This window comes from Streptomyces sp. NBC_00691, assembly GCF_036226665.1.
Lineage (GTDB): Bacteria > Actinomycetota > Actinomycetes > Streptomycetales > Streptomycetaceae > Streptomyces.
This window is the reverse complement of sequence record NZ_CP109007.1, coordinates 4,431,450-4,448,322: the sequence shown is the minus strand read 5'-3', so window position 1 is coordinate 4,448,322 and position 16,873 is coordinate 4,431,450. Positions and strand designations below refer to the sequence as shown.

Here is a 16,873-nt window from a genome sequence, read left to right as displayed (position 1 = left end):
CCCCGGTAACCTCCCGCCCACGCACCCGGAAGAGGGATACACATGAGTACGGTCAACGGCGGCATCTCGTTCTGGTACGCGCAGGACGGCGCCCCCGATCCCCGCGAACCGCTCCCTGGCGACACCACCGCCGACGTCTGCATCGTCGGCGGCGGCTACACGGGCCTGTGGACCGCCTACTACCTCAAGAAGGCCGTCCCCTTCCTCAACATCACCGTCCTGGAGGCGAAGTTCTGCGGCTACGGCGCCTCCGGCCGCAACGGCGGCTGGCTCTACAACGGCATCGCCGGCCGCGACCGCTACGCCAAGCTCCACGGCCACGAGGCCGCCGTCCGCCTCCAGCAGGCCATGAACGCCACCGTCACCGAGGTCCTCGACGTCTGCGAGACCGAGAAGATCGAGGCCGACCAGCACCGCGGCGGCGTCCTGGAGGTCGCCCTCTCCCCCGCCCAGCTCGCCCGCCTCAAGGACTTCCACGCCGTCGAGATCGCCTTCGGCGAGACGGACCGGGAGATGTACGGGGCCCGCGAGACCTCCGACCGCATCCGCGTCACCGGCGCCGTCGGCTCCTCCTGGACCCCGCACGGCGCCCGCCTCCACCCGGTGAAGCTGGTGAAGGGCCTCGCCGCGGCCGTCGAGGCGCTCGGCGTCACCCTCCACGAATCGACCCCGGTCACCGAGATCAGGCCGAAGCACGCGGTCACCCCCTACGGCACGGTCCGCGCCCCGTACATCCTGCGCTGCACCGAGGGCTTCACGGCCTCCCTCGCCGGGCAGCGCCGCACCTGGCTTCCGATGAACTCCTCGATGATCGCCACCGAGCCGCTCACCGACGCGCAGTGGGAGTCGATCGGCTGGGACGGCCGCGAGACCCTCGGCGACATGGCGCACGCCTACATGTACGCCCAGCGCACCGCCGACGGCCGCATCGCCCTGGGCGGCCGGGGAGTCCCGTACCGCTTCGGCTCGAAGACCGACAACGACGGGCGCACCCAGCCGCAGACGATCGAGGCGCTCCGCGACATCCTGGTCCGCTTCTTCCCCCAGCTGGCGGGGGTGGGGGTGGACCACGCCTGGTCCGGCGTCCTCGGCGTCCCGCGCGACTGGTGCGCCACGGTCACCCTGGACCGCTCGACGGGCCTGGGCTGGGCGGGCGGCTACGTCGGCTCGGGCGTCGCCACGGCCAACCTCGCGGCCCGCACCCTGCGCGACCTCATCCAGCAGGACTCGGGCCAGTCGGGGCCGACCGACCTCACGGCCCTCCCCTGGGTGAACCACAAGGTCCGCAAGTGGGAGCCTGAGCCGCTGCGCTGGCTGGGAGTGCAGACGATGTACGCGGCCTTCCGGGGCGCGGACCGCCGCGAGACGACGGGCCACGCGGCGGCGACGGACAGGGTGGCGCTCCTGGCGAACCGCTTGAGCGGCCGCTGAGAGCGGGGCCGACACGGACGAAGAGCCAGCGCGCGGCCCTCCCGTCACTCCACTTCGATACCGAAGTCCCCGACGAGCTCCTCGAGCCCGCCCCGGTAGCCCTTCCCGCCGAGGACGAAGTCCCAGTCGCCGCCCGCCCGCCGCCGGAAGGAGCCGAGGACGAGCGCGGTCTCGCCGGGGCGGCCGTCGGACACGACGAGCCGGTCGAGCTCGGCGCCGGAGTCGTCGCGCAGCCCGATGCCGGCGTCGGTGAACCCGCCGAGGTCGGCGTCCGGATTGACCTCGGGATCGACGGCGGCGACGAGCACGAGCCGGTCGGCGGACGACGGCAGGGCGTCGAAGCCGACCCGGACGGCGGCCCGGTCGCCGGGCGGGGCGGCGACCATGGCGACGGAACCGTCGGGCGTGGAGGGATTGTTGAAGAAGACGAACCACTCGTCGCCGAGGACCCGCTGACCGGAGCAGACGAGGGCGCAGACGTCGAGGGCGGCGGACCCGGCCCAGTCCATCCCGAGGAGATTGAAGTCGGCGTCGGCCTCGGCAGTGGGGGCGGTGACGGGTGCGACGGGCGGGGCCGGCGACGACACGGGGGCCGTGCCGGACCCCAACCGCCCGCGCAGGCCGTGCTGATGCAGCAGATCGACGAGTTCGACGCCGGAGATCAGGGTGAGGGGCTTGCCGTTGGCGAAGGTGTAGGAGCCGGGACCGAACCCGGAGGTGGTGACGAGGACGCCCTTGTTGGCGCCGGCGCCCTGCACGGTGCCGAAGAGGTCGCGTACGGCGGAGGGCGGGACGGTGTTCCGGTACCGCTTCACCTGCACGAGGATGGACCCGCCGCTGATGGGGTCCGGGTCGAGGGCCTCGACGTCGACGCCGCCGTCGTTGGACCGCTGGGTGGTGACGGCCTGCAGGCCCCGGGCCCGGAAGAGCTGGGCGACGAGCCCCTCGAAGGCGATCGGATCCATGGCGAGCAGATCGGGCTCGTCCCCGTCCCCCTGCACGACGACCTCGGCCCCGACCTCGGCCCCGACCTGCTCGGGAGTCCACAGCGGGGCGACGGCGGCGCGTTCGTCGGGCTTGGCGGAGAGCCGGCCGTCGAGTGCGCCGGTCACGCACTCCACGGCTCCGACGAGTTCGAGGTTGAGCCGCTCGAAGACGTCCCGCCCGACGGAGACGGTGGCGACGCACACGCGCCCGGCGAGCCCGGTGGCGGGATCGACGCCACCGACGTACCCGTTGAGGGTGACGGCCTCCAGGGCGCCGGAGCGATCGGCGCGGAACAGCTCGTGCAGGGCGAGGAGAACGCTCTGGGCGAGCACGTCGCGGTAGAGGGAGCGCCGCTGGCCGACGGGCCGGGGCACGTCCCGCTCCTGGTCGGTGCTGGGAAGGTACTTGACGCCCCTGGCCTCGGGGACGACGTCGTACCCGGGTAGGTCCCAGTCGAGGACGAGCCGGCGGCGGCCCGGCTCGTAGGCGGCGGACACCTCGCGGGGGAAGCCCTCGGGCCAGGCGGTGGACGCGAAGAGCACGGCGGAGAAGAACTCGACGACCGTCTCGGGATCACAGCCGGTGAGGGCGGTCTCGGTCCCGGCGACCCCACGGTTGTGCGCGCGGATCTCGTCGAGCCGGCCGGCGGCCCATGTGTCGTACGCCTGCCGGTAGGCGGCGAGTTGCTCGACGCGCCGCGCTTCGGCGGCCTGGGCGGCGTACCAGTCCCGCTCGAACCGGGCCCGCGCGTCCCGCTCGGCCTGGGCCCGCCCGGAGGCGGTCCAGGCGGCCTCGGGCTGATAGAACCGCTGATCGGGCATGGGTACCGGCTCCCCGAGCGGCCCGGGCGAGAACGGCTCGACCTCCTCGGTCCTGCGCAGCCCGGCGACACTGAAGGCGGGCGCCCGGCACCCGGCGGCCAGCAGCCCTTCGAGCTCACCGACGCGCGCGTCCAACTCCTGGGTCCGCCGCAGGGCATCGGCCTCGCGCTGCTGCCGGTAGGCGGCCTTCTGCTCCCGCTGCATGCGGGCGACGTCCCGCTCGTACGCCCGCTGCACCCGCTCGGCATCCCGCTGCTGCCGCAGCACGGCCTGATGCTGCCCCTCCCGCTGCCGCTGCGCGACCCGCTGCTGCTCGGCCCACACCCCGATCAGCCCCCCGGAACGCCGCCCCATCAGCCCCACCCCTCCCGCAGAACACCCCAGCCACCAGTACGCCCCCGTAGCGACCAAGTGTCCCGGACCACCCACCGCCTCAGCACACGAACGCCCAACGGCAGCGCTGAGAATCCCCGTCGCACAGACCATCACGCTCACCCTGTGCACGCACACGATCACCGAGCGCTAGGATCTCCGACGTCGCCGCAGCCCGAGCGGCGGACCGAGAAGGAGCATCCGCATGGCCATCATCGTGACGTTCGACCTGCCGGGCGCCGGGCAGGAGCTCTACGACACGGTCATCGACCGCGTGACCGACGGACGGGGCTTCACGCGGTTCGCGGACGTGCGGAACCCGGGCCTCATCTCGCACGCGGCGGGACCGGTCGACGGAGGGTTCCGTGTCACGGAGGTCTGGGAGAGCGCGGAGGCCCTCGAAGCCCACGCGAAGACCTTCGGCCCGGTCCTGGCCGACCTCGGCCACGCCGACGTCCAGCCCACGATCATTCCGGCGCACAACGTCGTGGTGCGGTAGAAGCAACGGCCCGTCACGCAGAGGCCGCCGCAGCGGGTACGACGAGCAGCTTGCCGGTGGTACGCCGAGCCTCCAGATCGCTGTGGGCCCGGGCGGCCTCGGACAATGCGTAGCGGCCCGTCACGGTGACCTCAAGCGCCTTGGAGCGCACCCACTCGAACACATCGGCCGCCCGTCGGAGCAGTTCGGACCGATCGGCGATGAAGTCCCCCAGGCTCGGCCGGATCAGGGTCAGCGAACCGCCGTGGGCGAGCCGCATCGGATCGAACGGCGGCACGGCACCACTCGCCGCGCCGAAGAGCACGAGATGGCCGCGGGTTCGCAGGCTGGCGAGGCTCGCGTCGAAGGTGTGCGCGCCGATGCCGTCGTAGACGACCGGCAGTCCCTGACCGCCGTTGAGCCGCCTCACCTCGGCTGCGAGATCGTCGACCGCGGAGGAGAGGATCACCTCGGCGGCCCCGGCACGCTTCGCCAGCTCGGCCTTCGCCGTGGTCGACGTCGTACCGATCACCCTGCCGCCGAGATGGGTGATGAGCTGGGTCAGAAGCAGCCCCATGCCACCGGCGGCCGCGTGCACGAGCACCGTGTCGCCCCCCTGAACCGGGTAGGCGTCCTTGACGAGATAGTGCGCGGTCATGCCCTGGAGGAGCACGGCAGCGGCTGTCTCGAAGCCGATGTCGTCCGGCAGCGGCACCAGCCGGGAGGAGTCCACGACGGCCCGCTCGGCATACGTGCCGGGAATCTCCACCCAGCCGACCCGGTCCCCGACTGCCACGTCAGCGACGCCGGGTCCGACTTCGACGACCGTGCCGGCGCCCTCAGCGCCCGGGGTGAAGGGCAGCGGGAGGCTGTACCGGCCTTCGCGGTGGTAGACGTCGAGGAAGTTGACCCCGGATGCGGCGACCTCCACGACCGCCTCGCCCGGACCCGGCCGCGGCTGGTCCACCTCGGTCTCCTGCAGCACCTCGGGACCGCCCACTTCGTACACCTGGATCGCTCGCATGACCCTCCAATATCGGCTCGCCCACCACCAACCCCGTCGACGGCGATCCGATTCCCGGCAAGCACCACCCTGCGGCCCCGGCGCCCCGCCGAGAGCCGAGACGCCTGCATGGCACCCGGGGCGGCACCCGTCCGCCACTGTTCGCCGACGTCGTCACACGGTCAGGCACTCACCGCTCAACGACCGATCACGGGACAGAGCCGCTGTCAGTGCCGGCCTCTATGGTCTCAAGCGCGCGGTCGGCTTCCGGGGGTTCCAGCTCTGAAGGGAATGGTTGCATCCCCGGCCTGTCTGGGGGCGGCCCGGAGACTCGTCCGGGACCTAACCGACGGTCGGGCTTCGTCGATGGCCAGGAGATGACCTGCCAGCGCCGACCGCGCACCGCTCCTCGCCCGGAGACGGCGAACATACGCGTTCCGGCGCCGCGGTCAGGGCGTCGCGGGAAGGGATGTCAAGCCGCAAGTTCGGGGGAAGGCGGCGGTGCGGGCAACTCGCTCCCGCCTGGTTGTGCAGGGATGGCGACGGTATCCCGAGCAGCCCGTGCGAAGTCGCGTTGTGCTTGCCAACGGACGCGCGACGCTGCGACGAACTCTGCCTTCGAATCAGGGTGACGATGGAACTTGCCGGCCTTCGCACCTTCGGCCATGAGAGCGCTCGCGGCCCGGTCCGCCAGGTCGGCCACCTCGGAAGGCCCTTCGATGGTTACCAGCGCAAGAAGTGGCCACAACTCCGCCAGTCTGTCGTCGGCTTGTGCAGCGGCGTCGAGGTAAGCCTCCTCGGAGACCCGGGCTTCCGGCTTGACCATCGCACCTATCGCGTGTGCGGTCCGCACTGCCTGATCGATGAACTGTACGTACGCTTCCTTACGTGATGTGCGGTACTGGTCCCGTCTGGCCTCATCTCGCTCTCTGTTCGTCAACCTCTCCTGGTGCCCGAACTGGTGACGATTGGTCAGCAGACTGAGCCAACTGGTGATACCGGCGCCAGCAAGCGTTGACAACGCAGTGATCAGTGCAATCGAAGCCGCATCGCTCATAGGTCCATTCTGCTGTGGAGTACTGACATGAGGCGCTGAAAGGCCGAGCCGCGAAGGCCTCTGCGGACGGGTCCGGCTCTCCTGGTTGGCGCTCGTGAGGATCTGGCAGTCGGTATCTCCGGGAAGACGGCTTGCGAATCCGCCCTGGCACTGGCGCTCGTACTCAGCACGACCCGGGCCGCGCTGATCTACCAGCACATGACGAGCGACCGTGATCGGCACATCGCCGGAAAGCTCGGCGAGACGATCCGCCAGGCCCGTAAGGCCAGCGATCCGGGGCCATCCGGCACGTAGGCGGCACGGCCATGCGAGCTCGCCGGCACGATGAACCCCATGGCCGACTGGGAGGCAGAACGCCCTGATCCGTGACCCCAGCAGGCGTGCTGTTATTGCGAGGCCCTGTGAGACGGGCCGTGGCACAGTCAACGGATGTCCAACGACGTCGCATATCCCGTCTTCCGTACCCCCGATCCGATACTCGCCCTGAGCACCGCGCGCCGCCTCATGGAGTTCGGCCGCTGCGAGCACTCCCGGGTGTCCGCGTTCGCGGAGTTCTCCTCTGTCGCCGAAGTGCGGCGGGTGGTGAAGAACATGCCCGGGGGATGGTTCCGCGGGGCGTCCGAGCTGGAGGAATTCGACGGGGTGCCGTTGGAGGACCAGCCCCCTTTCGTGGTGGGTGTCACGGCGGCCGACCTGCCGGCCGAGGCGGCCGCGTTCGAGGGGCGGCTACCGGTGGAGTGGGAGGTGTCGGACCGGCCGGTCGGCAGTGTCGAGGACGCTTTCACCGCGGCGATCGGTCCCAACATAGGCGAGATCAACTGGGACTCACTGCAGTGGCCAGACGCTCCCGGGGCGGGATTCCACGGCGAGTCCAAGCACGCCGAAGTCACACTTCTCTTCAACACGCACACCCGCTACACGGACGAGCTCACCGACGATCACACCGTCCTCGTCCACGTCCGCAGCGTCCTGATCGACGGTCACCAGAGGAGAGAGCCATACGCCCACTGGCTTGCCGCCCAGGTGGGACTTACGGTCATCGGACCCGCGCAACGGAACTGACGACAGCCGGCCTCGACCGTGCGCCGGACGGGTGCAGCCGCTGGGATGGCGACACCGCCCGCCCGGAGCCCGGGCGCCTGCGTCACAACAACGCTGGCGGACCCACCCTCAGCGAGGAGTGGTGCCTGACTCCTGCTTGCCTATCGCAGCGGCGAGGGCAAGGAGCGCCTCGGTCTGGGCCATCCGCACGCGGGTCTCAGCACTCAGGCGTCCCTTGGACTCCCGCTCCACCGTTTCGAGCAACTCCTGAGCCTTGTGTGCATGAGCGGCGTAGTCAGCCATGTGACCTCCAGTGTGAGTGATCCGTACGGTAACGGCCCAGTGAGACCACTGACGTCCCCACGGCTCAACCAGGCTCCTGGAAGCTGCTGGATGTTCGGTTTGGAAGACCGTCGTGGCGCGAGTCACCGTGGGTTCAGATCCCACACCCACCGCAGGTGAACGGCCCCTGAACAGGCAACTCGACCGGGGGCCGCTTACATGTCTGGGCACCGTGACTACCTGAAGCTCCCCGTGGCTTCCCGCCGGATCGGGCACGCGAGGGACACGATGATCGTCAGGGCGGCTGCTGAACCTCCCTACCCTGCTGCTTTGATCAGAGCATGACCCACTCTGATGATCCGGCCGGCGACAGGTCTGGGCGGGTGAGCCGTTCCGTCGTTTTCGGTGCGGCCTCCGTTGCGTTCTGGTTCTGCTGCCCGGTCTGGATGCTCGTCTGGGCTCTGGCCTTGCCGCTCGGCCTCACGGGCCTCGTCCTGGGTGGCGTCGAATACCGCGCTGCCTCACGACAGGGCGTCAGCCGTGCGCAGCCTCTGACAAGCCTGGCGCTCTCGTCGGTGGGTACGGCAGCCGCCGTTGCGTACATGCTCTTCGTGTTCGCCCATCCGGACCTGCCAATTCAGGAGTAGGTCGACGGCTTTGGGGCGGAGCTGCCACGGTTTGCCCACCGTCGTCGATACTCGCCCTGACTCCCGTCCCGTCTACCGTCGACCTACATACCGTGGAGCGTGCACGGTCGGGTGTTCAGACGACACGCTCATCGGCCACGGTGACACCGGTACCGCCGCGGAGCGACCACACCGGCCCCCGCCGCATCGCGGCAGCAGCTGCTCCCCGCCCCTTCCCGGTGGTGCGGTCGCCTCACGCTCTCGTCATCCGTGACGGCTGGGGTACGGCGCCGCGCCTACTCAGGCCCGGCAGTCGGCCGGCCGTGCGGAAGGGGCCACCCCTCCCTCGCCGCTGGCAGTCTTTAGGTTGCCCGTCTTGGCCGCAGCCGGCAGCGCTCGTGGCTACGCGTGCCATGTGACGGTTGCCGTGCTTGAAGGCGCGCATTGACTGCCCATCAACCCGAGCCGCAGGCGTGCGGACTACGGCCGGGCTGGAACGGGGCGCAGACAGGAGCGCAGGCCCGGGCGCCGCGCCGCGCGCCATCGCCATGGGGCTGCGCCGCGGCGAGCTGGTCGGCCTGCGCTGGCATCGGATGCGGCAGAAGGCGACGTACGAAGCCGCCGGTACGGAGTGGACGACCGCGGGCTACGTCTTCGCCACCCGCACCCGCCGTCCCGTCGAGCCACGCAACGTCCACCGCTCCTTCGTCCGCGTCAGCGAGACCGCCGGCCTCCGCCAGATTCGCCTGCACGACGCCCGGCACGGCTGCGCCACGCTCCTCACCGCTGCCGGTGTGGCGCCCCGCGTCGTCATGGAGATCCTCGGCCACAGCCAGATCAGCCTGACCATGGACGTCTACACCCACGTCGTCCAGGACACCCAGCGCGAGGCGATCAGCCACATGGACCGGCTCCTCAAACGAAGGCGCCCGTAGCTCCGCTCCGCCTGTGGCCGAGTGTGCTGGTTGCCGATCTGACTCGGCCCCATGGTCAGCATGGGGCCGAGTCAGTGAAACCAGACGACAAGACGCACGTTCTCCGCGCCGTGGACTTCGCTGAGGATGCGCATGACGCTCCAGACTCGGCCCCAGTCTGTGTCGGCGCCTGCGGCCGACGCACGGCTTCGCGTGCCGGTGGCGTCCGTCTCCTGCCAGTCGGTGGCAGACAGCTCGGCCCAGGTCAGCCAAGTCGTCCCGTGCACGTCTTCGGGACCGCCGTAGTCGGCGAACTCACGCCGCAGCCCTTCCGACGCGTCATCCGGGAAACCACGGTCTTCGGCGAGCGGCCGGAAGCCGAAGGAGTTGCGGATTCCGAAGAGACAGGCAAGGCCGTCGTAGGCGTTGCCCCTGTTCAGCAGGAAGAGGTCGATGCCCGCCTCCCAGACGGTGTCCTCATCGTCCGGGCCCCACAGCCGGGCCCCCGGTCGGCACTCGATCATTCCGCTGACATCGGTCGACATGGTGTGATCCTGCCTGCCAGGCCCGGGAGCCGGCATCCACATTTCGCTCCACGCGCTCGCGGCCGTCCTCGGCCGACCGACGCCGTTGATGTAACCCGTAGATGTCAAAGACCCCCAACCATGATCGGTTGGGGGTCTTCGCGTTTCCTACCTGGAGCCCCCTGTCGGGTTCGAACCGACGACCCCCGCTTTACAAGAGCGGTGCTCTGGCCAGCTGAGCTAAGGAGGCAGCGAGTGCAGTGTAACCAACCTCGTCCCGGCGACGGTCGGAAATCTCACCCCGGGTGGAGTGCTGACAGATCCCGTGGCGCCAGGTAGCGTCACGTGCAGTTCATCCAGATGGACTAGACCTCAATCCTTCCTTTACTCGGATCGTCCGGCACGTTCCTGCCGGTGAAGGGACACATCACCATGGCTTCCGTCACTTTCGACAAGGCGACCCGGGTGTACCCCGGTGCCACCAAGCCCTCCGTCGACCAGCTCGACATCGAGATCGCCGACGGCGAGTTCCTCGTCCTCGTCGGGCCCTCCGGCTGTGGCAAGTCGACCTCCCTGCGCATGCTCGCGGGTCTCGAGGACGTCAACGCCGGCTCCATCCGCATCGGTGACCGCGACGTCACGCACCTGCCGCCCAAGGACCGGGACATCGCGATGGTGTTCCAGAACTACGCGCTGTACCCGCACATGAGCGTCGCCGACAACATGGGCTTCGCGCTCAAGATCGCCGGTGTCAACAAGTCCGAGATCCGCGCCAAGGTCGAAGAGGCCGCGAAGATCCTGGACCTCACCGAGTACCTCGACCGCAAGCCGAAGGCGCTCTCCGGCGGTCAGCGTCAGCGTGTCGCCATGGGTCGCGCCATCGTGCGTGAGCCGCAGGTCTTCCTCATGGACGAGCCGCTGTCGAACCTCGACGCCAAGCTCCGTGTCTCGACCCGTACGCAGATCGCCGGCCTCCAGCGCCGTCTGGGCATCACCACGGTCTACGTCACCCACGACCAGACCGAGGCCCTCACCATGGGCGACCGCGTCGCCGTCCTCAAGGACGGTCTGCTCCAGCAGGTCGACTCGCCGCGCAACATGTACGACAAGCCGGCCAACCTCTTCGTCGCCGGCTTCATCGGCTCCCCCGCCATGAACCTGGTCGAGGTCCCGATCACCGACGGCGGCGTCAAGTTCGGCAACAGCATCGTCCCGGTCTCCCGTGACGCCATCGCCGCCGCCTCCGCCAACGGCGACACCACCGTCACCGTCGGCGTCCGCCCCGAGCACTTCGACGTGCAGGGCCCCACCGGCAAGGACGGCCTCGCCGTCACCGTCAACGTCGTCGAGGAGCTCGGCTCCGACGGCTTCGTGTACGGCTCCACCCGCGTCGGCGGCGAGGACAAGGACCTGGTCGTCCGCGTCGGCGGCCGTGACGTCCCCGCCAAGGGCACCACGCTGCACGTCGTCCCGCGCGCCGCCGAGCTCCACGTCTTCTCGACGTCGACCGGTGCCCGCCTCAGCGACTGACCTCCGGCCGACCGAGCGCCGGCCGATCGGAATTCGACGGCCGGCCCCCGGAGGCTGACTCCCAGCCGACCGGACGTGTGGCTGAACGGCCCCGTATCCCTCGTGGATGCGGGGTCGTTCGTCTTCATGGAGGATCCCGAGGGGCCCGTGGGGGTTTACCGGCGAAAACCCCGGCATTCCCGGCCCGCCCCCACCCCCGGCGTCAACACGGAATTCGAAAAGACGCCTCGAACCATCCCCCGCGAGAGTGACTAAATGTCGCCATATCACTACCGGCCGCTACGCTCGCCTGCGTGACGCCTACTGCCCGCCGAATCGGCCGCTCTCTCGCCCTCGTCCTGCCCGTCGTCCTGGTGCTCTCGGGAACGCTCGCGGTGTCCGCCGTTCCGTGGGCCGGCGAGGACTCCGGGACCCAGCTGACGGCGTCCTCCTCCGAGGTCTCCGTCCGGGCCAAGTCCCGTGCCCCGCAGGACGTTCTGCGCGACCAGCTCCTCGCCGAGCTCCAGGAGAAGGACCCCGGGGTCGCCCTCACCCACCTCCAGCGCGAGGTGGAGAACCGGCCCTCCCTCGCCAAGCACTGCATGTCCATCGCCCGCTCCCTCGGCCGCGCCGCCGTCGAGCAGTACGGCCCCTCCCGCGCCCAGGGCTTCTCCCGTCCCGTCTGCGACACCTCGTACGCCACCGGTGTGATGCGCGCGAGCTGAGCGACGACGCTGAGCCACGACGCGCGTCCGGCCGTCGGGAGTCCGACCGCCGGACGTACGGGGCGCCTATCGTTCCCCGTATGCACACCTCTCCGACGCAGGCCGTGGTCCTGGCGGGCGGCCAGGGCTCACGGCTCCGCCCGTACACCGACGACCGCCCCAAGCCGATGGTCGAGATCCCGGGCACCGGGACCCCGATCATCGGCCATCAGCTTTCCTGGCTTGCCGCCGAGGGCGTGACCGACGCCGTCGTCTCCTGCGGCCACCTCGCCGAAGTGCTCCAGGAGTGGCTGGAGGGCGCCGACCTCCCCCTCAAGGTGACGACGGTCGTCGAGTCCGAGCCCCTGGGCCGCGGCGGAGGCCTGAAGTACGCCGCCGCGCGTCTGCCCGCGCCGGACCAGCCCTGGTACGCCACCAACGGCGACATCTGGACCCGGTTCTCGCTGCGCGAGATGGCCGCCTTCCACGACGAGCGCGACGCCGTCGCCACCCTCGCCCTGGCCCGCCCCCGCATCCCGTGGGGCGCCGTCGAGACCGACACCTTCGGCCACATCACCGACTTCATCGAGGCGCCGCCGTCGCCGTTCCTCATCAACGCGGGCGTGTACGTCTTCTCCGCGGCCTTCACGGAGCTCCTGCCGGACCTGGGCGACCACGAGCGCACCACGTTCCCCCGGCTCGCCCGTGAGAAGCGGCTGGCCGGCTTCCCGCTGCCCCAGGGCGCCTACTGGCGGGCCATCGACACCGCCAAGGACCTCACCGAGGCCGCCAAGGAGCTTGCCGCCCAGCGGGGATGACACAGCGGGGACGGCACACCCCCGACACCCCCGTACCCGTACGGCTCCGCACGAAGGGGCGGCACCGCGTTCGCGCGGTGCCGCCCCTTCGTGTCCCTGCCGGCGTTCTCAGCCCAGCAGTCCGCCGATCGGATTCTTCGCCCCGCCCGACGTGGAGCCGCTCTCCGACGGGGTGCCCGTCGAGCCGCCGCCGGAGCCGCCGCCGGAGCCGCCGCTCGACGCGCTGCCGCCCGTGCTGCTCGGGGTGTCGCTGGTGGACGGCGGGGGCTCCGGGTTCGACCGCGTCGGCGTACGGCTGCTGCCGCCGCCACCGGTGCCCGTGCCCTGCGTGGCCGTCGGGCGCCGCTGCTGCGTACGGGTGGCCTCGCGGGTGGTCTCGGTGGGCTTGGTCGCCTCCCGCGTCTCCTCGCGCTCCGCCGGGGCCTCGCTGGTCGCGGCGGGCGCCGGCACGGTGGACGCGGCCTTGGAGGGAGCGCGGCGCGTCGGCTCGGTGGGGAGCGGACGGCCCGGGAGGTGGTTGATCGGGTCGTCGTTGGGGCCCGGGACGGTGACCATCTCGGTGGAGCGGACGGCGCCGCCGAGGACGGAGCCGATGAGGAGGGTGAGGCCGACGACGACCGCGGTGACGAGGCTGCTGCGGCGGATGACACGGCGGCGCAGGTCCCACAGGTCGGCGCGCGGGCCGAGGGTGCGCCAGGCCTCTCCGGCGAGGCGGCCGTCGATCGAGTAGACCGGGGCGCCGGCGATGATCAGCGGGGACCAGGCGGCCAGGAAGATGATGTCGGCGGAGTCGTAGACCGGGACGGTCTTCCAGCTGACCGTGAGCAGCAGCGCGGCGGAGAGCAGGGCGCCGACGACGGCGGCGACGCGCTGCCAGAGGCCGAGGACGGTGAGGACGCCGACGACGACCTGGAGGAAGGCGACGGTGAGTCCGGCGCCGACCGGGTGCTGCAGGGCGAAGTCGCGGAGGGGTTCGGCGAGGGGCCAGGGGTGCAGGGAGTTGAGCCACTTCACCATGGAGCCGCGCTCGCCGCCGTCGAAGTAGACGGGGTCGCAGAGCTTGCCCATGCCCGCGTAGATGGAGATGAAGCCGAGGAAGACGCGGAGCGGGAGGAGGACGACGCCGAGGTTCATCCGGCGGCCGGGGTAGTAGGCGTGCCGGACGGTGTCCTGTCCGTGGCGCTGCGCGGGGCGTGCCTCGGCCGTCTCGTCCTCGTACGTCGCCGAGCCGGGTCCGCCGCTCTCGGGGCGGAGCTCGTACAGATCGTCGTACGCGCCCTCGGCGCGGCGCATCGGCGGCAGCAGGGGGCCGGAGTCGGCGGTCACCACGGGGGTGGGCATGGTGTCGTCGATGCGCGGGATGGCCTGGGTGGAGCCCCCGTCCAGACCCGCGTGGCGGCCGTGACCGCCGCGGCCGACCGCCGGTTCGAGCGTGGAGACGGAGGACTCGCGGACGGCCTGGAGGAGGCCGGTCGCGCCCGGCGAGGACTTTCCGGTCCATACGACGGGACGACGGCGCGGTCCGCCCGCTCCCGCCCCGGACAGGGCCGCGGTGCGGGCGCCGATCTTCGGCTGCGGGGCAGGCGCGAGCCGTACCCGGAAGCTGGCGTGGTTCACGATCACCTGGGCGGGATCGGAATCCACCTTGACCATGCTCAACGCGGGCTGATCGTCGAACCCCGGCCGGGGCGTTCTGGTGTCCACACTCATCTAACCGAGTGATCTGGGTTTAGGACACTGCCTTGACGGCTCGCAAATGTCCGAGACCCGTCAAGATCAACGGTGCCGGAGGAACCGACGTTCGGTTATTGATCGTCAATCTTCCTTAGAATCTTATGAGTTGACCCGGACGAGCACAGGGAGCGCCGCCATGAACGATCCCGTCCCGCAGCCGGGGACCGCGCAGGGCCCGGACACAGCGCTCGACAGGGTGCCCGAGCCCCGCTCTCCCGGGGATTCCGCACCCGCCGCGACCTCCGCGACCGGAGCTCCGAGCCGTCCCTCACGGGACGCCACCCCTCAGGCCGGTCCCGTACGAGCCGCCGCGCCTCCCGCCGGTCCCGAACGGGAGCCCCACCAGCTGGTCTTCGGCGATCTCCACGACTATCCGGTGATGGCACAAGCCCTCGACAACCAGTGGCTGCCCGCCGGACTCGCGGGCGCCCGCCAGCACGCCTCCGCGCCGGCCAGACCGCCCGTGGAGGCGGTCGAGGCCGCCTCCGCGGAACTGCGCCGCTCACTTGTGAACAGCGGCACCCTGGTGGTCAACCGCGCGTTCCTCCTCAACAACGAGGCGCTGTACACGAACTACCTGCCGTCCGCCGACCCGGTGGAGCGGGACGCGTTCGTGCGGCTCCTGAACGACCGGGTGCTGATCCCGTACCTGTACACGGAGCGGGAACCCGCCGCGGACTTCACCTGGGCCCACGACCGGGCGGTCGGACACGCCTGGCGCCGCCTCGTGACGGAGGAGGCCGAACCCGCGCTCGTCCGCTTCGACTGGGACGACGAGGCCAACGGCGAGAAGGCCGGCCAGGTCGGCAACTTCTTCTCCACCCACGTCTCCTCCCTCCGCCGGCTGCGGGCGCCGCAGCTCGCCCAGGACCTCGGCATCCCGGAGGAGCTGGCCCGGTCGATGCGCGAGGGCGTCCTCAAGGACATCTACTTCTGGGCCGGTGAGCAGGACAACGACCGGGACATCACCCGTAACGCGCTCTACCAGCGGTTCATCACCCGGCCCGGCACCGACCCGTACGAGAACCTGCTGCGCGACGGCGATCACATCGTGCCCACCAAGCAGCTGATCGACCTGCTCTACAGCCTGGGCGTGCCCCGGGCCGGCGGGCTGATCCCGGTCACCCCGCCGGACTCCCCGCCCCGCTCGACGCTCCAGGAGCTGCGCAGCGACCTGCGGCCCCGCGACGACGACCCGGAGGCGATCGGCCGGCTGCTGCGCGATCTGTTCGCGGACTCGCTGCACCGGGCGGTGGACGGGCCGAACTCGTACGCCGGTCTCTCGCTGGCCGACATCAACCGGCTGCGGCGGGAGGAGGAGTGGCGGGCGTACGTGGACGCGCTCGACGCCTTCGTCCGCGGCGGCTTCGAGGACGGGCGGATCCCCTCTCCCGAAGAGTTCTCGGCGGGCACCTCCGAGGTGGCGCGGCGGCACGCGCGGATGCTGCGGACCGCGCGCGCGACGAGCGGCAGCGGCAACGGGTTCGCCCGGGACATCGTCTCGGTCCTGGTCATCGAGGCGGGCGGGGTCGCCCTCCAGGTGACGAGCGGCGAGGAGGTGTCGCTGCTCGCCGGGTCGATCCAGCTGCTGACGGCGGCCGCGGGGGCGCTGACGATCCGGCTCGAGTTCCGCGACCGCGGCTCGAAGGGCCGTCGCGGAGGTCTCGGGCACTCGCTGACATTGCCGACGCTGCGGCTGGGCAACCTGAAGCGTGACTGGGAGGCGATCCGGGGGGCGTACGGAGGGCCGATCGTCGAGACGGGACGGCTGCCCGGCGTACCCCGCCAGGCCGACCAGCAGTGCCAGCCCGACCAGTGACGAGCCGGCCAGGGGCCGGGAAAGGCAGGGTCCGCGCATGAGCAGGGAGCCCGCGCGCCGCTACGAGCAGCTGCGCGCCGAACGGCCGGAGCTGTTCCGCAACGAGCCGGGCGGCATCGAGATCCTGACCGACCCGGACGCGGTCGCGGCCGCCGGGGGGGTGCTCTACCAGGATCCGTACGTCCTGCTCGTCCGGGATCCGGTGCGCTTCCCGGACGGCCGGGAGGGCACGTACATCCGCTCCCTGAGCGTGACGGCCGAGCCCGGCTGTGTCGTGCTGCCGCTGCTCGGCGACCGGATCGTGCTCATCGAGCACTACCGGCACGCCACCCGGTCCTGGCAGTGGGAGCTGCCGCGGGGCTTCGGCACCCGGGGCCTGTCGAGCCGGGCGAACGCGGCGAAGGAGCTCGACGAGGAGATCGGGGCGCGGGTGGAGGAGCTGATCCCGCTGGGCGAGCTGCATCCGGACAGCGGGATAACGGGCGACCGTGTCCTGCTCTTCGCGGCCCGGATCGACGCGATCGGCCGGCTGGCGGAGGCGGAGGCCATCCGGAGTGCGCTGACGATCCCCTTCGCGGAGGCGGAGGGGATGATCGCCGACGGCCGCATCACGGACGGTTTCACCATCGCCGCGATGACCCGCGCCCGCCTCGCGGGCCTGACGACCTGAGGCGGGCGGAGGGCGCGGTGGCGGGCGGAGGCGAGGGCGCGCCCGCGCACGGAGGCGAGGGCGCGGGTGTCCTGCCGGTGAGT

Annotated in this window: 15 protein-coding genes, 1 tRNA gene and 1 pseudogene; 10 read left to right on the top strand and 7 right to left on the bottom strand. The window is 71.0% G+C overall.

Annotated features, from left to right (window positions below; genetic code table 11):
• Positions 1 to 42 precede the first annotated feature (42 nt).
• Positions 43 to 1,431, top strand: a complete 1,389-nt coding sequence (locus tag OG392_RS20150) for an NAD(P)/FAD-dependent oxidoreductase (RefSeq protein ID WP_329281340.1) — start codon at positions 43 to 45, stop codon at positions 1,429 to 1,431.
• 44 nt (positions 1,432 to 1,475) lie between these two features.
• On the opposite strand, the gene OG392_RS20145 is transcribed toward OG392_RS20150, so the two are convergent.
• Positions 1,476 to 3,593 (bottom strand): restriction endonuclease, encoded by a 2,118-nt coding sequence (locus tag OG392_RS20145; protein ID WP_329281338.1) that lies wholly within the window; start codon positions 3,591 to 3,593, stop codon positions 1,476 to 1,478.
• Positions 3,594 to 3,816: 223 nt separating this feature from the next.
• Between OG392_RS20145 and OG392_RS20140 the strand changes: the two genes are divergently transcribed.
• Entirely contained in the window at positions 3,817 to 4,110 is a 294-nt protein-coding gene (locus OG392_RS20140; protein WP_329281336.1) for a hypothetical protein, read from the top strand.
• A gap of 13 nt (positions 4,111 to 4,123) precedes the next feature.
• Here the strand turns inward: OG392_RS20140 and OG392_RS20135 are convergent, their stop codons facing one another.
• Positions 4,124 to 5,113 (bottom strand): quinone oxidoreductase family protein, encoded by a 990-nt coding sequence (locus OG392_RS20135; protein ID WP_329281334.1) that lies wholly within the window; start codon positions 5,111 to 5,113, stop codon positions 4,124 to 4,126.
• A gap of 451 nt (positions 5,114 to 5,564) precedes the next feature.
• A complete protein-coding gene (locus tag OG392_RS20130; RefSeq protein ID WP_329281332.1) occupies positions 5,565 to 6,149 on the bottom strand; it encodes a hypothetical protein in 585 nt (194 codons plus the stop codon).
• A 429-nt stretch (positions 6,150 to 6,578) separates the two neighbouring features.
• Here OG392_RS20130 and OG392_RS20125 point away from each other — a divergent pair, with 429 nt between their 5' ends.
• Positions 6,579 to 7,211 (top strand): hypothetical protein, encoded by a 633-nt coding sequence (locus OG392_RS20125; RefSeq protein ID WP_329281330.1) that lies wholly within the window; start codon positions 6,579 to 6,581, stop codon positions 7,209 to 7,211.
• A gap of 108 nt (positions 7,212 to 7,319) precedes the next feature.
• Here OG392_RS20125 and OG392_RS20120 read toward each other — a convergent pair whose 3' ends face one another.
• On the bottom strand, positions 7,320 to 7,493 hold the full coding sequence (locus tag OG392_RS20120; RefSeq protein ID WP_329281328.1) for a hypothetical protein: 174 nt from the start codon (positions 7,491 to 7,493) through the stop codon (positions 7,320 to 7,322).
• A 320-nt stretch (positions 7,494 to 7,813) separates the two neighbouring features.
• Here OG392_RS20120 and OG392_RS20115 point away from each other — a divergent pair, with 320 nt between their 5' ends.
• Positions 7,814 to 8,119, top strand: a complete 306-nt coding sequence (locus tag OG392_RS20115) for a hypothetical protein (RefSeq protein ID WP_329281326.1) — start codon at positions 7,814 to 7,816, stop codon at positions 8,117 to 8,119.
• A gap of 557 nt (positions 8,120 to 8,676) precedes the next feature.
• Positions 8,677 to 9,033 (top strand): annotated as a pseudogene (locus OG392_RS20110) (tyrosine-type recombinase/integrase); the annotation flags it as partial.
• Positions 9,034 to 9,104: 71 nt separating this feature from the next.
• Here the strand turns inward: OG392_RS20110 and OG392_RS20105 are convergent.
• Together OG392_RS20105 and OG392_RS20100 are read right to left on the bottom strand one after the other, a co-directional pair.
• Positions 9,105 to 9,557, bottom strand: a complete 453-nt coding sequence (locus tag OG392_RS20105) for a hypothetical protein (RefSeq protein ID WP_329281323.1) — start codon at positions 9,555 to 9,557, stop codon at positions 9,105 to 9,107.
• A 152-nt stretch (positions 9,558 to 9,709) separates the two neighbouring features.
• Positions 9,710 to 9,786, bottom strand: a tRNA-Thr gene (locus tag OG392_RS20100).
• A 182-nt stretch (positions 9,787 to 9,968) separates the two neighbouring features.
• Between OG392_RS20100 and OG392_RS20095 the strand changes: the two genes are divergently transcribed.
• The 3 genes from OG392_RS20095 (at position 9,969) to OG392_RS20085 (ending at position 12,567) form a co-directional block, all read left to right on the top strand.
• Complete coding sequence (locus tag OG392_RS20095) at positions 9,969 to 11,066, top strand: ABC transporter ATP-binding protein (RefSeq protein ID WP_329281321.1); 1,098 nt, start codon at positions 9,969 to 9,971, stop codon at positions 11,064 to 11,066.
• A 293-nt stretch (positions 11,067 to 11,359) separates the two neighbouring features.
• Entirely contained in the window at positions 11,360 to 11,770 is a 411-nt protein-coding gene (locus tag OG392_RS20090; protein WP_329281319.1) for a hypothetical protein, read from the top strand.
• A gap of 80 nt (positions 11,771 to 11,850) precedes the next feature.
• Entirely contained in the window at positions 11,851 to 12,567 is a 717-nt protein-coding gene (locus OG392_RS20085; protein WP_329281317.1) for a nucleotidyltransferase family protein, read from the top strand.
• A 108-nt stretch (positions 12,568 to 12,675) separates the two neighbouring features.
• On the opposite strand, the gene OG392_RS20080 is transcribed toward OG392_RS20085, so the two are convergent.
• Positions 12,676 to 14,277, bottom strand: a complete 1,602-nt coding sequence (locus tag OG392_RS20080) for a DoxX family membrane protein (protein ID WP_329281315.1) — start codon at positions 14,275 to 14,277, stop codon at positions 12,676 to 12,678.
• Between the two features lie 160 nt (positions 14,278 to 14,437).
• Between OG392_RS20080 and OG392_RS20075 the strand changes: the two genes are divergently transcribed.
• Both OG392_RS20075 and OG392_RS20070 read left to right on the top strand, forming a co-directional pair.
• Positions 14,438 to 16,120, top strand: coding sequence for a hypothetical protein (locus OG392_RS20075; RefSeq protein WP_329281314.1), 1,683 nt, complete (start codon positions 14,438 to 14,440; stop codon positions 16,118 to 16,120).
• 37 nt (positions 16,121 to 16,157) lie between these two features.
• Positions 16,158 to 16,790, top strand: coding sequence for an NUDIX hydrolase (locus tag OG392_RS20070; protein WP_329281311.1), 633 nt, complete (start codon positions 16,158 to 16,160; stop codon positions 16,788 to 16,790).
• Positions 16,791 to 16,873: the final 83 nt, after the last annotated feature.

Bases quoted from the DNA above. Each gene is read 5' to 3' on its own strand.
- OG392_RS20135 (WP_329281334.1), bottom strand. From the start codon at position 5,113: ATGCGAGCGATCCAGGTGTACGAAGTGGGCGGTCCCGAGGTGCTGCAG.
- OG392_RS20145 (WP_329281338.1), bottom strand. From the start codon at position 3,593: ATGGGGCGGCGTTCCGGGGGGCTGATCGGGGTGTGGGCCGAGCAGCAG.
- OG392_RS20105 (WP_329281323.1), bottom strand. From the start codon at position 9,557: ATGTCGACCGATGTCAGCGGAATGATCGAGTGCCGACCGGGGGCCCGG.
- OG392_RS20150 (WP_329281340.1), top strand. From the start codon at position 43: ATGAGTACGGTCAACGGCGGCATCTCGTTCTGGTACGCGCAGGACGGC.
- OG392_RS20140 (WP_329281336.1), top strand. From the start codon at position 3,817: ATGGCCATCATCGTGACGTTCGACCTGCCGGGCGCCGGGCAGGAGCTC.
- OG392_RS20115 (WP_329281326.1), top strand. From the start codon at position 7,814: ATGACCCACTCTGATGATCCGGCCGGCGACAGGTCTGGGCGGGTGAGC.
- OG392_RS20085 (WP_329281317.1), top strand. From the start codon at position 11,851: ATGCACACCTCTCCGACGCAGGCCGTGGTCCTGGCGGGCGGCCAGGGC.
- OG392_RS20125 (WP_329281330.1), top strand. From the start codon at position 6,579: ATGTCCAACGACGTCGCATATCCCGTCTTCCGTACCCCCGATCCGATA.
- OG392_RS20120 (WP_329281328.1), bottom strand. From the start codon at position 7,493: ATGGCTGACTACGCCGCTCATGCACACAAGGCTCAGGAGTTGCTCGAA.
- OG392_RS20075 (WP_329281314.1), top strand. From the start codon at position 14,438: ATGAACGATCCCGTCCCGCAGCCGGGGACCGCGCAGGGCCCGGACACA.
- OG392_RS20070 (WP_329281311.1), top strand. From the start codon at position 16,158: ATGAGCAGGGAGCCCGCGCGCCGCTACGAGCAGCTGCGCGCCGAACGG.
- OG392_RS20080 (WP_329281315.1), bottom strand. From the start codon at position 14,277: ATGAGTGTGGACACCAGAACGCCCCGGCCGGGGTTCGACGATCAGCCC.
- OG392_RS20130 (WP_329281332.1), bottom strand. From the start codon at position 6,149: ATGAGCGATGCGGCTTCGATTGCACTGATCACTGCGTTGTCAACGCTT.
- OG392_RS20095 (WP_329281321.1), top strand. From the start codon at position 9,969: ATGGCTTCCGTCACTTTCGACAAGGCGACCCGGGTGTACCCCGGTGCC.